We start from the raw sequence: 14,056 nt of genomic DNA, 5'->3' as shown, positions 1-14,056 counted from the left end.
ACGGTAGGGGCCAATGAGGTCAGGATTTGTCCTCATTCGGCGGATACTGGAGTCTGTGACCGAAACCGCCGCCCGCCTGCTGCAACTGCTCTCGCTATTGCAGACGCGCCGCGAGTGGACCGGCCCCGAGCTGGCCGAGCGTCTCGGCGTGACGGTCCGGACGGTGCGCCGCGATATCGAGCGGCTGCGGGAACTGGAATATCCGGTGCATGCCAGCCTCGGTTCGATCGGTGGCTACCGGCTGGAGGCCGGGACCGCGCTGCCGCCGCTGCTGCTCGACGACGAAGAGGCCGTCGCGATCACGCTCGGACTGCGCAATGCGGCGCTGGGTGCGGTCGAGGGCATCGACGAGTCATCAGCGCGGGCGCTGGTGAAGCTGCAACAGGTGCTGCCCGCCCGGCTGCGTCGCCGAGTCGAGGCGGTGCGGTCGGCAACGGTATCGCTGGGCGGCCCCGCCGCCGGCCCCATGGTCGAACCGGAAACACTGGTCGTCCTGGCCGCCGCCTGCCGTGACCACGAACGCGTCCGCTTCCACTACCGCGATAAAGGCGATACCGAAACCCGCCGCCTGACCGAACCCCACAGCCTCGTCTCCGCGGGCCGCCGCTGGTACCTGGTCGCCTGGGACATCGACCGCATCGACTGGCGCACCTTCCGCGTAGACCGCATCGAAGTCCCGCAAGCGATCGGAATACGCAGCACCCCAAGGCAATTACCCGCCGAAGACGCGGCCGCCTTCGTCACCAGGTCGCTGGCCCACTCCCGCCCGCTGCGCCGAGTCGTCTTCCTCGTTCACGCCTCGGCCCCGCAGCTGATCGAAACCTTCCGAGTCCGCCCCGAGGAAATCGAGCCCATCGACGACAAAACCTGTTTACTCCGCACCTCCGCCGACGCACTGGAATGGACCGCCGTGCGAATCGCCCACCTCGGCCTGGAATTCGAGGTCAGAGAACCACCGGAGATGGCGGAAATGCTGGCCGACCTCGGCGCGAAATTTTTGCGCGCCGCCGGAGCGAGTCGAACACGGAAATGATGCGGAGTGCGATCAGCGAGATAGCGCGTAAAAGCCGGGCACGGCAGCGCAATCGGTCGTAGCAACCGTGACGGCGCGTGGTGTTTCGGCCAGTGGACTCGGGGTGCCGTAGAGCATGGCGACGATGACGGCCAGTACGAATAAGCTGCCCAGGGCTAGGGCGATCTGTACCCACGATGGGCCGGTTTGCCGCGTGGATCTGGTCCTGAACCGCGGTGCGTACCCGAATGGCGCGGGCCGCGGTTGGTGCCGATATTTCACCAGGTGTTCCCTTGAAGTGGTTGAAACACAACTCGATTCGCGGTGGAACGGCGACTTCCTCCGAGTCCGGAGTCGTCGCGTGGGGAATATCCTGACAGCACAGCAGTTTTAGAGCAACCACTTCCGAAAAATTCGGTGAACCGGTCCGTCAAGCCCGGTTCACCGTCGACAAAGTGCCGACCGGTCTATACCTCGTTGCGCATCTGGGCGGTAATGATGCGCTGGTAGCCGGAGCCGAAGATTCGTGGCAGCAAATCGATTACGCGGGCATCGGTCCCGATGAGGATCTTCGCCTTATCCTTTCGGATTCCGCGCAGGATGGTCTTCGCCGCGGATTCGGGTGTCGTCTTGGCCAGCCTGTCGAAGTTGGCGGCCAGTGCGTCACGGTCGCGGTCACCGCCCGCGCGAGCCTTCCACGCGATTTCGGTCTTGATCATGCCGGGATGGACGCTGCTGACCCCGACCGGATGGCCCGCGATCTTCATCTCCTGGCGCAGTGCGTCGGTGAAGCCGCGGATGCCGAATTTGGTTGCGTTGTAGGCGGCTTGGCTCGGGCAGGCGGCGAGGCCGAACATGCTGGAGACATTGGCGATATGACCGTCACCGGAGGCGATCACCTGCGGCAGAAAGGCTTTCGTGCCGTACATGACGCCCCAGAAGTTGATATCGACGATCCACTCGAAGTCTTCCCAGGTCAGCTCCTCGATATTGGCGGTCAGCGAGACGCCCGCATTGTTGACCACGATATTGGCCGGGCCGAAGTCGGATCGGACCTCATCGGCATGTGCGTAGACGGCGGCACGGTCGGTGACGTCCAGCTTGTATGCTCGTGCCTTGGCACCGGCTTGCTCGCACAACGCGGCGGTTTCGGTGACATTGGCCAGATTTCGCCCGGACAACGCCAGCTTCGCGCCGTGGTCCGCGAGCTCCAGCGCGAGCGCGCGGCCGATGCCCGCACCCGCGCCGGTAATGACGACGACCTTGTCCTCAAAGTTCTTCACAGCAGCTGTCCTTGGTCATTTGGTGGTGTAGCCGCCGTCGGCGACGAATTCGGAACCCGTGCAGAAACTTGCCTCATCAGAGATGAGGAACAGCACGAGATCGGCCAGCTCACCGGGTGCTGCGGCACGGGGGAGCGGCTGGTCGTGCACCATCGAGTGCGAGCGATCGGAATCGGAGGTCATCTCGGTGGCCACGACGCCGGGGTGCACCGAGTTGACCCGGATGCCGTCGGCGCCGAACTCCTGAGCGGCGGCCTTGGTCATCCCGCGCACCGCCCATTTGGAGGCGACGTAGCCGAGGATATTGCTGAATGCGATGATGCCGCCGATCGAGGAGATATTGACGATCGAGCCGCCGCCGGCCCGGCGCATCGACGGCACAATGGCTTTCATGCCGAGGAACACCCCGACCTGGTTCACGTCGATCACCCGCCGGTAGTCCGCCTCGGCGAGCCGCTCGATCGGGTCGACGTGCACGATGCCCGCGTTATTGACCAGCCCACAGACCGGCCCGAAGGCGCGTTCGGCCTCGGCGACCACTGCGGCCCAGGCGGATTCGTCGGTGACATCGAGGGGACAGAACACCGCATGGTCGCCGAGTTCGGCGGCCACCGCCTTACCTTCGTCGGCGAGCACATCCGCCACGACCACCGAGGCCCCCTCGCTGATCAGTCGACGGGCGAATGCCGCCCCCATACCGCGCGCGCCTCCGGTCACAATGACCGTCTTGCCACTCACTCTGTCCACGTCATGCTCCTGAATCGGCGATGTGCTCGGCCGCGATATAGCCGAAAACCATGGCGGGACCGATGGTCGCTCCCGCACCCGCGTAGCTGTTGCCCATGACGGCGGCCGAATTGTTGCCCGCCGCATACAGTCCGGCGATCGGCGCGCCGTCTTCACGCAGTACCCGGGAGTGCTCGTCGGTGACCAGGCCGCCCTTGGTGCCCAGATCGCCGGGCACCATTTCGACCGCGTAGAAGGGTCCCTGGTCGATAGGTGCCAGACAGGGGTTCGGTTGCACGGTGGGGTCGCCGTAGTAGCGGTCGTAGGCGGATTCACCGCGATGGAAGTCCTCGTCGCGTCCGGCGCGCGCGAAACCGTTGAACCGCTGCACCGTCGCGATCAAGGAATCCGCCGGAACACCGATCTTGGTGGCGAGTTCGGCGAGCGTGTCGGCCTTCTTGATGATTCCGGCATCGAAATACTTCTGCGGGATGGCCTGTTTCGGGAAGGTGCCGAGGAACAGGTATCGATCGCGGAAGCGCTGGTCCATGATGAAGTGGGCGGGCACGTGGCCCACACCGGTCGCGTTCCGCTCGTACATGGTGTGCACCACATCGACATAGCTGGCCGATTCATTGGTGAACCGCTCGCCCGCATCATTGACCATGATCGCGCCGGGCTGGGATCGCTCGGCCAGGCAGAAGAACGGCGGCCCGTCCGGATTGCGCACCGACGGTCCCCACCAAGCGTCGTCCATCAGATCCAAAGCTGCGCCGAGCTTTTCACCCGCCCGGATGCCGTCACCGATATTCTCGGTCGCGCCGACGGTCCAGTCGGTGCTGACCGGTTCGGTGAAGAACTGTTTGCGCATTTCCAGGTTGTGCTCGAAACCACCGGCGGCGAGCACCACACCGCGCCGCGCACGGATGACGATCGGTGCACCATCGCGCTCCGCACGCACCCCGACTACCGCATCGTCGTCGGTAATCAGTTCGGTGAGTGGAGTATTCAACCAGACCGGCACACCCGCATCGCGCAACGCCAGCCACAGCCGCGCTACGAGCGCCTTGCCCAGGCTCAGCGGCTGCCGTCCCCGGATCCGGTTCAACACCGCCAAGGCGGCGACCTTCATCGCCGTGCGCTTACCCTTCCAGGTGCGCGCGATCATGTTCAGGTCGTGGAAGTCGCTGACGGTGAATGCGATTCCCTTCGGGCCGGACATGGTCGGCCGGTTGATCAGCTCCAGATCCTTGCCGAGCAGTCGGCCGTCGATAATCGCCGGTTCGATGCTGCGGCCCTGCGCGAGTCCGCCGGGCAGCTCGGGATGGTAGTCGGAATAGCCGCGGTCGTAGACGAATTGGAGGTGGTCGGTGCGTGCGCCGAGATAGGTCATCATGCGCGGGCCGTTGTCCAGGAAGGCATCCTGCTTGGCCTGTGGAATGCGGTCGCCGACAACTGATTTCAAGTAGACCCGGGCCAGATCCGGACTGTCGGGGACGCCCTCTCGTACCAGCACCGGATTGTTCGGAATCCATACGCCGCCGCCGGAGCGGGCGGTGGAACCGCCGAAGCTGCCGCTCTTCTCGATCAGCACCACCGAAAGCCCGCGATAGGCGGCGGTGAGCGCGGCGGTCATCCCCGCCGCACCCGAGCCGACGACCACGACGTCGTAGGTGTATTCCTCGGACATCTGGCTCCCTTTCCCTAGTAACCGGCGCCGGTGAGCATGCCGCCGTCGATGACGACCTCGGTTCCGGTGCAATAGCTCGCGGCCTCCGAGGCCAGGAAGACGGCCGCCTCGGAGACCTCGCCGGGCTGTCCCCAGCGCGGAATCGGCAATCCGGCGAAGAAGGTATTGCCGTCGACGCCCGAGCCGGCCGCCGCCGTCATCGGCGTCGCGATGCCGCCGGGATGGATGGAGTTGACCCGGATGCCACTCGCGCCGAACTCGCGCGCTGCCGATTTGGTCAGTCCGCGAATGGCGAATTTGCTTGCGCTGTAAGCCGATAGGCCCGCCGCGCCGACGAATCCCTCGACCGAGGAGATATTGACGATCGCGCCGCCGCCGGTCATGGCGGGCGCGGCGGATTTGATGCCAAGCCAGGTGCCGGTGACATTCACCGTCATGATCGTGGTGAAATCGGCCAGGCTCATCTCGGCGATGCGCTGGAACCGCAGCAGGCCGGCATTGTTGACGAGCACATCGAGCTTGCCGAACTCGTCCACCGCGGTCCGCACCGCGGCCGCCCAGTCGGCCTCGCTGGTCACATCGTGGTGCAGATAGCGTGCGCCGGTTTCGGCGGCCAACTGTTCACCCTGCTCATCGAGCACATCGCCGAACACCACCCGCGCACCCTCGGCAACGAAGCGGCGGACATGTTCGGCGCCCATTCCGCGCGCTGCGCCGGTGATCAGCGCGACCTTGTCATCGAGTCGACCCACGTCAGGTCCGTCCTTTCTCCGGCGTCGGTTCGAACGCCGTATGCGATATCGACGCTATGGGCGCGCGGGCGGCGCGAACCGGAATAGTCCCATCTACCGAGACATGCACCTGACCTCAACAAGAGCATCGGAAATATTTCTACTAGGCATATTCGGAAATGGAGGCAATGCATGAAGTTCTCGATGATCTTCGAGGCACAGATGACCGACCCGTCGGCCGATCACGAAAAGCAGGTATTGCGCGACTGCGTCGAGCAGGCGGTACTGGCCGAGGAAATGGGGTTCGACACCGTCTGGGCGGTCGAACATCACGGCTTGAAGTGGTATGCGCATATGAGCGCCCCGGAGATCTTCCTGACCTGGGTGGCCGCGCGCACCGAACGGATCCGCATCGGCCACGGCGTGGTGTGCATGCCGTTCAACTTCAATCACCCGGTGCGCGCCGCCGAACGCGCGGCCATGCTCGATGTGCTCTCCAACGGGCGGGTGAACCTCGGCGCGGGCCGCGGCGCGACCCCGCAGGAGACCTCTATGTGCGGTGTCGATCCCGACCGCACCTATCAGGAGGTCGAGGAGTCGCTGCGCATTATCGGCAAGGCCTGGCAGGATCCGGAGGGCGAATTCGAATGGCACGGTGAGCTGCTCGATATCGATCCCCACCCGATGCTCCCACGTCCGGTGCAGCTGCCGCATCCGCCGCTGTTCATGGCGTGCACCAAGAAGGACACGCTGAAGCTGGCCGCCGACTACGGAATCGGCGCGCTGGTACTGGGTTTCGCGGGTGTAGAGGAGATCGCGGAGCTGCGTCGCACCTATGACGCCGCCATTGCCGAGCGGACGGGGCAGAAGTTCGTCTCCACCGTGGTCAACGATCACTTCGCGGCACTGTGCCCGACAATCGTGCTCGACGACCGGGAGCAGGCGCAGCAGATCGGCGCGCGTGGACAGCGGTTCTTCGCGCAGTCCATCAAGCACTGGTACGGCGCGGGTCCGGTGCCGGACGAGGCCGTCGATCCGAATGTGGACGAGGTGGCCAAGATTCGCGAGGCCGCCGATGAGCATGTGGCGTATCTGCACGAGGCGAAGATTCCGGTGAAGACCGGGGCCACATCGGTTTTCAATGCCGAGCACGCGTACGGCAGCCCGGAGGACGCCATCGCGTACGTCGAGCGGCTGCAGGCGGCCGGTGCCGACGAGATCCTGTGCCTGATCCAGATGGGGACGGTGCCGCAGGAGGCATGTCTGGAGACCATTCGGCATTGGGGCGAGAAGGTCATTCCACACTTCCGGGCAGCGGAGCGAGCCGGAAGCATCGGGCAGAACAGCGCAGCTGAGCGTGCCGAGACAACTGAATTCCTGGGAGCCTGAGATGACCGATCTGACTGGCAAAGTCGCCCTCATCACCGGTGCCGCTCGTGGCCAGGGTGAGCAGGAAGCCCGCCTGTTCGCCGCGGCGGGCGCACGCGTCGTCCTCACCGACGTACTCGAATCCGAAGGCCAGGCAGTTGCCGAATCCATCGGTGGCTCAGCCCGCTTCGTCCGCCATGACGTCAGCAGCGCCACCGAATGGGCTACCGCCGTCGACACCGCGGTCACCGAATTCGGCAGCATCGACGTGCTGGTGAACAATGCCGCGATCTACACCGCCAAACCGCTGGTAGAGACCTCCGCCGCGGAACTCGAACGCATTCTGCGCATCAACCTGATCGGGTCGTTCCTCGGCATCCAGGCCGTGGTGGATCCGATGCGGGCGGCGGGCGGTTCGATCGTGAATATCTCGTCGCAGGCCGGATTGCAGGGCCTGATGGGACATTCCGCTTACGGTGCGTCCAAATGGGCGCTGCGCGGATTGACGAAGACGGCCGCGCTCGAGTTGGGTCCGCTCGGAATCCGGGTCAACTCGGTGCATCCGGGGCCGATCGCGACACCGATGATCGGGCACCTCGGGCTGAACACCGGGCCCGGCAGCTTTCCCTCGCTGCCGCTGGGTCGCGTCGGATTGCCCTCGGAGGTAGCGGATTTGGTGGCATTCCTGGCCTCCGATGCCGCCGCGTATATCACCGGTGCGGAATTGGCCGTCGACGGCGGATTGTCGGCGGGACAGTTCATTCCGCCGGACGCGCTGCCGCCGGTCGGAGCCGTGGGCGGGGCCTGAGCATGCCGCTGAAGCCCGAAGCTCAGGCGATCGTCGATGTCGCCTCGGCGGCGTTTCCCGCGTTGGGCACCGAAGTGCTCGATGCTGCCGAGGCGCGCCGGATCCTTGCCGCGCGCCCGGCGGCCCAGGTCGATCCGATTCCGGTGGGTCGGGTCGAAGAGCGCTCGGCGCCGGGACCCGTCGGGGCACCTGAGGTTCGGGTTCGCATGTACTGGCCCGCCGAGTGCGATGCCGACCTGCCGGTCGTGATGTTCTGCCACGGTGGCGGTTTCGTGATCTGCGACCTCGACAGTCACGATCAGCTGTGTCGTGCGATGAGCGTTGGTGTCGGTGCGATCGTGGTTTCGGTCGACTACCGGCAGGCCCCCGAACATCGGTTCCCGGCAGCCGCGGAGGATGCGTACGCGGTGTTGAAATGGATTGCGGCTCAGGCGAGTTCCTTCGGTGGCGATCCGGCCCGCATCGGGGTGGCCGGTGACAGCGCCGGCGGCAACCTGGCCGCCGTCACCGCACTGCTGGCCCGGGATCGCCGTGGCCCGGCCATCACCCATCAACTGCTGGTCTACCCGATGCTCGATCCGGCCCGTGACACCATCTCCTATCGGGAGAATGCCCACGGCTACTTCGTCACCGATGACCATTTGCGCTGGTATTGGGAGCAATATCTCGCCTCGGCCGCCGATGCCGACAACCCGTACGCCGCACCCTCGCGCGCGGCCGACCTGTCCGGCCTCCCGCCCGCCTGCATCATCACCGCCGAATTCGACCCACTTCGCGATGAGGGCGAGGCCTACGGTCGGCGGCTGCGGGATGCCGATGTCGAGGCCGTCACGATTCGCTACGACGGCCAATTCCACGGCTTCTTCAGCATGGCCGACCACCTGTCAGATGCCGAAGCCGCTGCCGCCAAAGCCTTTTCGGCCATTCGCCGAGCGATGGAGAAGTCATGACCGTCGAACGTCTCGGCACCATCTTCCCGGTCGACAACCTCACCGCCGCAATAGATCTGCTCACCGCGGTACTCGGCACGACCGCAACGTTCGTGGACGGTGATCGGTGGGCGCAATTCGATATCGGACCCACCCGAGTCATGCTCGCCGGTGCCGGCGAACGCGATATCCCCTCCCTGGCCGTCAAGGTCGGCGACCTGGACGCGACCCTCGCGCGCCTGCGCACCGCCGGATTTCCGGTCGACGATCCGGTCACCGGACCGCACGAACGACGCACCTCGGTCCGCCCGTCCCGCGAATCCCCGTGGGCGATAGTCCTGTACGAGCCCGCCTCCGCCGGATAAACGGTCGGTGTGGTTCGGATAACTTCGCGAGCCGCCCTCCATACGCTACCGTATGGACAGTGTTCCATACGGGACCGAATGGAGGGTTGGGTCATGGTTCGAAATATCCACCAGCGGGAGTACCCGGTGCCCGCGGATCAGCTCGGCGCACTGCTCGCCAGGGCCGCCGAGCCGGACAGTCCGGTGTGGCCGCCCGGCTGGCCCGCGCTGGTCCTCGACCGGCCACTCGGTGTCGGGGCCGACGGCGGACACGGCGTCATCCGGTATCAGTGCACCGAATGGGTGCCGGGCCGCCGTGTGGAGTTCACCGTCGCCCCCGGATCCTTCCTGGTCGGCACGCACAGCCTCGACGTGCTCGACGGCCCGTGGCCGGAGAGCAGCATCCTGCGCCACCAGATCGACTGCCGCCTGCGCGGAATCGGCCACCTGTTGTGGCCCCTTGCCATCCGCTGGATCCACGACGCGATGATCGAGGCGCTGCTCGACCGGACCGCGGTCTCTCTCGGCCACCCGCCCGTCACCCCGGCCCGCCCATCGCCGTGGGTCGACTTCCTGCGCTGGATCATGAAGCGCCGCCCATCGGCACGGACCCCGGATAAAGCAGCGGCGTGACCAGTCGCTCGTCCGTTACTGTCGCGGATAACCGGACTAGGCCTCATCTTCGGCAGGAGAGTGGGGCGGCAGGAGGCTTCCATGGCATTGTCGGCGCAGGATCGGTTCGAAATCGGTGACCTGATCGCGCTGCACGGTCATCTGATGGACGCGGGCGAGCTCGACCGGATGGATGAGCTGTTCACCACGGAAATCACCTACGACCTCAGTGATTTCGGTGCCGGTGAGCTACACGGTATTCCGGCGCTGCAGGAGGCCGCGGTCGCGCTCGGCAATGGGAATCCGGTCGGGCATCACATTACGAATGTGGTCATCGCCGAGGTGGACGGCGCGGTTCGGGTGCGGTCCAAGGGGATCGGGATCTATGCGGATGGGACCTGCGGCAGCATCGAATACGACGATACGGTCGTACGTGTGGCAACCGGTTGGCGCATCTCGTATCGGCGGGTGATCGCGCACAAGCTGCCGCTGGGTGGGCGAGCGACCAGGTCGGCTTAGGGTGACAAACCGACCGCTTTTCCACTTTTCTCGGCGACATATTTGTTAGCCCTATGTGGACGGTCGTGCGTTGATAGTGTCGCGCAATGTCGGATATGCGGGACGCTCATCTCGAAGCCGAGCCTCCCACCGACCGCCCGGTCGTGCGGCCCGGGGTTGATCCGGAGCGGGCAATACCGGACAGGGTAGAGGTCGACGACGAGGAGAAGCCCGCGCGGATATTGCGCGGACGGGCCGAGTGGGTGGTGGCGACGGCCGCGTTCGCGGTCGCGTTGCTGGTGCTGTGGCAGGTTTTTCGGCCGTTGGCGCAGGGGAGCCAGTACTACCTGGTGATCTTCCTGGCCGGGACCTTGCCAGTGGTGTTCCTTGCCTATCGGCCCGGGTTGCGATGGTTCGATCGACGGGACGGTCCTGGGCCGTTCGACTGGTTGTCGGCCGTAGTCGCGCTGGTGGTGTGCTTGTATCCGGTGCTGCCGATGGTGATCGGGTCCGGCGGGGGCGGGTACAACGCATTCCTGGATCGGCAGGGTTTGTTCGATCCGGTCGATATCGCCATGGGCACCGTGCTCGTGGTGTTGGTGCTGGAGGCCTGTCGGCGCACTACGGGCTGGGTATTGCCCGCGGTGTGCCTGGTGTTCATCGCCTACGGCTACTACGGCGGATACCTGCCACAGCACTGGACCATCGCGCACGCCGGACTCGACTTCGGGCAGATCATCGATGCGCTCTACAACTCCGGCAGCGGGTTCTACGGCACGCCACTGGATGTCGCGGCCAGCTACATCGTGCTGTTCACCCTCTACGGCGCCGTACTCGAATTCTCCGGTGCGGCACAGTTCTTCGTCGATCTATCGGTCGCGGCCTTCCGCCGCTCGCGCGGCGCGGCCGGACGCACCACCGTGGTATCCGGATTCCTGCTCGGCACCGTCTCCGGATCGGGCACCGCGACCGCGGTCACGGTCGGCGCGGTCACCTGGCCGATCCTGCGTCGCGCCGGATATCCGCCGGAGCATGCGGCGGGTATGCTCGCGGCGGCGGGTGTCGGCGCGATCCTGTCACCGCCGACGCTGGGTGTGGCCGCCTTCATCGTCGCCGAATATCTCGATGTCTCCTATGTGACGGTGCTCGGGTGGGCAATGATCCCGACGCTGCTGTACTACTTGGGAATTCTGCTCGCGGTCGAGATCGATGCACGCCGACTGGGCGCGGAGTCGGTCGAGATCAGCACCACCTCGGTGTGGCGACTGCTGGCCCGATTCGGTTACCACTTCCTGTCTTTGATCGCGATCGTGGTGCTGCTGCTGATCGGCGTGAGCGCCGCGCGCGCCGTGGTGTACGCCACCGCACTGGCCTTCGTGCTCGCCTTCCTCGATGCGCGCATCCGCGCCGAGGCCCGCTCACCGCGACGGATCTTCCAGATGCTCGGCAGCGGTGTGCGTTCGGCGCTCCCGGTGGTCGCGGTGTGCACGTCGGCGGGCGTGATCACCGCGATCGCCACCAAGACGGGACTCGGCGCGCAGCTGGCATCGCTGCTGGTGAGTGCGGGAAAGGCGTTGTCGGACAACCACACCGTCGTATTGGCGTGCACCGTGGTGCTCGCCGCGATCGCGCTCGCGCTGCTCGGGCTCGCGGTTCCGGTGACCGCATCGTTCATTATCGGCTGGGCGATCATCGGTCCCGCGCTGCTCGCGCTCGACGTATCCCCGCCCGCCTCCGCCATGTTCGTCTTCTACTACTCGGTGCTGTCCGAGGTGACGCCACCGACCGCACTGGCCGCCGTGGGCGCGGCGGCCATCACCGGTGCGCGCGCGGTGCCGACGATGTGGCAGGCATTGAAGTACGCGCTGCCCGCCTTCCTGGTGCCGATCGTGTTCGTGCTCAGCGGACCCGGGGAATATCTGCTCGGGCACGGGCCGGTGCTCGGTGTGCTGTGGACCACGGTCGCGGCCGGTGTCGGCGTTGCGGCACTGGCCGCCGCGACCGGCGGCTGGATCCTCGGCATCGGCCCGGCCGTACTCCCGGCCCGGCTGCTCGCCGCGGTGGGCGGGCTAGCGCTGCTGTACCTGGAACCCGGCGCGCTCGTCGTCGGTCTGGCCGCGCTGACCGCGGCCGTCGGGCTAACGCTGCTCTCACGAAGGAGGACGACTTGAGAAGAGTTGCCATAGGATTCGCCGTCGCCGTGGTGTCGGCCGGATTGCTGACCGGATGTGGGGGCCGCCGCGACACACCGCAGTCCGACGTCGGCGGCGAGGTCACCTGCGAAGTGAAAAGCGAGACCCGCGTCGGCATCGCGACGGGCAATTCGACCGGCGTGTACTTCGCGCTCGGCAATGCCTACGCCGATCAGATTTCGCAGGCGACCGGCGGCAAGGTGAAAGCGACGGCGGCCGAAACCGGTGCGTCGGTGCAGAATATCCAGCAATTGGTGGCAGGCACCTATCAGGTCGCATTCTCGCTCGCCGATACCGCCGCCGACGCGGTGCTCGGCAATGCCGGTTTCGATGGCAAAAAGCAACCGGTGCAGGCGCTTTCGCGGCTCTATCCGAATTACACCCAGGTGATCGCGCGCGCAGGCGCCGATATCGAATCGGTCGCCGATCTGCGCGGTAAGCGGGTCTCCACCGGCTCGCCGAAATCCGGCACCGAAGTGATCGCCCAGCGGATACTGCAGGCAGCGGGGTTGAACCCGGACAACGATATCGTGGCCCAGCGCCTGGATCTCACCAAAACGGTGGACGGCATGAAGGACGGTTCCATCGACGCCATGTTCTTCTCCGGTGGCCTGCCGACACCCGGTATCACCGATCTGTTGACCTCCGACAAGGGCAAGGTGCGTTTCCTCGATATCTCCGAACTCACCGGCAGTATGCACGCGGTCAACCCCGTCTACGAGGAAGGCACGATTCCGGGCACCGTCTATGGACTGTCCGCCGATGTGAAGACCATCGTCGTGCCGAACCTGTTGCTGGTGCGCGAGGATCTGGACGCGAACCTGGCGTGCATACTCACCAAGACGCTGTTCGACCGCAAAACCCAACTGGAACAGGCCAATTCGGCCGCGAAAGGGATCAGCCGCGATTCCGCGACGATTACCGCACCGGTGCCCCTGCACCGGGGTGCGGTGCATGCGTTGACGAAATAGCTCAGGAAGCCAACGCTTCGGTCAACGCCCGAGCGATATCGACTGTGGCGGTAATGAATTCGTCGCGCTCGGATTTCGTGGTCGATGCCCGCAGCGGTCCCGATTGGACTTCGTACGCGGCCGTACCTTTCGCATCGAAAACCGGTGCGGCGAGGTAACTGAGCGGGAGTTCGGCATCGGAGTCGAGCTCTGCCTTGGTGAACGGCCGCGAAGTGAGAAATGCGAGGCGGCGCAGAGCCCGGGTGCGCAGGTGCGGCTGCACGAGTTCGGTCCCCATCGCGCTCAGTAGGTCGGCGAGGAGTTCGACCGTGCCCGCATCATCGGTACGTGGGCGGAACAGGGCAACGCCGCGATCACGGACGAGCGCGAGCAGCCCGCTCGCGACGCGGCGATCGGAGTCGGGTGCGGTGGCGAGCCAGGTGTTCTGCTCGGCCGCCGAGCGCCACGGCATCACGCTCGCTCCCGCCGGAAATTGCATCGGGATGCGATGGCCGACGGGGATGCCGGGGACGACGCGCTCGGGCCCGTGGCGCACATCGAGCACGGTGAGGTGATCGGGCTCGATACGACTCAATGTCGCGCCGTAGCCGGTCCGCACGGTGAGTTCGGCGAGGATATCGCCGAGTGCGTGCGGCAGCGCGGGACCGTGCAGATTCGCCAGTGTGGGACCGAGACCGTATCCGCGGCTCGGGTCGCGTCGCACCCAGCCCGCCGATTCCAGTTCGGCCAGAATCGCCGTCGCGGTCGCGCGGGCGATATCGAGCCGGTCCGCGATGCCCGCGACGCTGATCGGCTCCGGCGTCGCGGCGAGCAGCGACACGATATCGATGACACGGCGGGTCGGCGGGGACGGAGACCGGTCGGACATGTGCAACCTCTTGTGCGGCTCGGC

14 protein-coding genes are annotated in these 14,056 nt (G+C 65.8%); 9 read left to right on the top strand and 5 right to left on the bottom strand.

Features of this window, described 5'->3' with window-relative positions; translation table 11 throughout:
• Positions 1-55: 55 nt before the first annotated feature.
• Positions 56-1,033, top strand: coding sequence for a helix-turn-helix transcriptional regulator (locus ACQPYR_RS26115; protein ID WP_433621576.1), 978 nt, complete (start codon positions 56-58; stop codon positions 1,031-1,033).
• Between the two features lie 446 nt (positions 1,034-1,479).
• Here ACQPYR_RS26115 and ACQPYR_RS26110 read toward each other — a convergent pair whose 3' ends face one another.
• Genes ACQPYR_RS26110 through ACQPYR_RS26095 form a run of 4 tightly spaced genes read right to left on the bottom strand, consistent with a single transcriptional unit; the run spans position 1,480 to position 5,463 of the window.
• Positions 1,480-2,295 carry an SDR family NAD(P)-dependent oxidoreductase gene (locus ACQPYR_RS26110; RefSeq protein WP_433621575.1) on the bottom strand — a complete coding sequence of 272 codons (816 nt, stop codon included), beginning with the start codon at positions 2,293-2,295 and terminating at the stop codon, positions 1,480-1,482.
• A gap of 15 nt (positions 2,296-2,310) precedes the next feature.
• Positions 2,311-3,042: a glucose 1-dehydrogenase gene (locus ACQPYR_RS26105; RefSeq protein ID WP_433621574.1), complete on the bottom strand. Its 732-nt coding sequence runs from the start codon at positions 3,040-3,042 to the stop codon at positions 2,311-2,313.
• 1 nt (position 3,043) lies between these two features.
• The gene (kstD, locus tag ACQPYR_RS26100; RefSeq protein ID WP_433621573.1) at positions 3,044-4,711 is read right to left on the bottom strand and encodes a 3-oxosteroid 1-dehydrogenase; all 1,668 of its coding nucleotides are present in this window, start codon (positions 4,709-4,711) and stop codon (positions 3,044-3,046) included.
• 14 nt (positions 4,712-4,725) lie between these two features.
• Complete coding sequence (locus ACQPYR_RS26095; RefSeq protein WP_433621572.1) at positions 4,726-5,463, bottom strand: glucose 1-dehydrogenase; 738 nt, start codon at positions 5,461-5,463, stop codon at positions 4,726-4,728.
• Between the two features lie 171 nt (positions 5,464-5,634).
• Between ACQPYR_RS26095 and ACQPYR_RS26090 the strand changes: the two genes are divergently transcribed.
• From ACQPYR_RS26090 to ACQPYR_RS26055, 8 genes are all read left to right on the top strand, one after another.
• A complete protein-coding gene (locus ACQPYR_RS26090; protein ID WP_433621571.1) occupies positions 5,635-6,831 on the top strand; it encodes an LLM class flavin-dependent oxidoreductase in 1,197 nt (398 codons plus the stop codon).
• Between the two features lies 1 nt (position 6,832).
• Complete coding sequence (locus tag ACQPYR_RS26085; RefSeq protein ID WP_433621570.1) at positions 6,833-7,618, top strand: glucose 1-dehydrogenase; 786 nt, start codon at positions 6,833-6,835, stop codon at positions 7,616-7,618.
• Positions 7,619-7,620: 2 nt separating this feature from the next.
• On the top strand, positions 7,621-8,568 hold the full coding sequence (locus tag ACQPYR_RS26080) for an alpha/beta hydrolase (RefSeq protein WP_433621569.1): 948 nt from the start codon (positions 7,621-7,623) through the stop codon (positions 8,566-8,568).
• A complete protein-coding gene (locus tag ACQPYR_RS26075) occupies positions 8,565-8,912 on the top strand; it encodes a VOC family protein (protein WP_433621568.1) in 348 nt (115 codons plus the stop codon). The genes ACQPYR_RS26080 and ACQPYR_RS26075 overlap by 4 nt, the downstream gene beginning before the upstream one ends.
• A gap of 93 nt (positions 8,913-9,005) precedes the next feature.
• On the top strand, positions 9,006-9,524 hold the full coding sequence (locus ACQPYR_RS26070) for a hypothetical protein (protein WP_433621566.1): 519 nt from the start codon (positions 9,006-9,008) through the stop codon (positions 9,522-9,524).
• Positions 9,525-9,605: 81 nt separating this feature from the next.
• Positions 9,606-10,022: a nuclear transport factor 2 family protein gene (locus tag ACQPYR_RS26065; RefSeq protein ID WP_433621565.1), complete on the top strand. Its 417-nt coding sequence runs from the start codon at positions 9,606-9,608 to the stop codon at positions 10,020-10,022.
• 86 nt (positions 10,023-10,108) lie between these two features.
• Positions 10,109-12,172, top strand: a complete 2,064-nt coding sequence (locus ACQPYR_RS26060) for a TRAP transporter permease (protein ID WP_433621564.1) — start codon at positions 10,109-10,111, stop codon at positions 12,170-12,172.
• Entirely contained in the window at positions 12,169-13,164 is a 996-nt protein-coding gene (locus ACQPYR_RS26055) for a TAXI family TRAP transporter solute-binding subunit (RefSeq protein WP_433621563.1), read from the top strand. Before ACQPYR_RS26060 ends, ACQPYR_RS26055 begins: the two co-directional genes overlap by 4 nt.
• A 1-nt stretch (position 13,165) precedes the next feature.
• Here ACQPYR_RS26055 and ACQPYR_RS26050 read toward each other — a convergent pair whose 3' ends face one another.
• Positions 13,166-14,032: a helix-turn-helix domain-containing protein gene (locus ACQPYR_RS26050; RefSeq protein ID WP_433621562.1), complete on the bottom strand. Its 867-nt coding sequence runs from the start codon at positions 14,030-14,032 to the stop codon at positions 13,166-13,168.
• Positions 14,033-14,056 lie beyond the last annotated feature (24 nt).

Source organism: Nocardia sp. CA-120079 (assembly GCF_050955745.1).
In the GTDB taxonomy this organism is placed as follows: Bacteria; Actinomycetota; Actinomycetes; order Mycobacteriales; family Mycobacteriaceae; genus Nocardia.
This window is presented reverse-complemented; position numbering and strand designations above follow the sequence as displayed.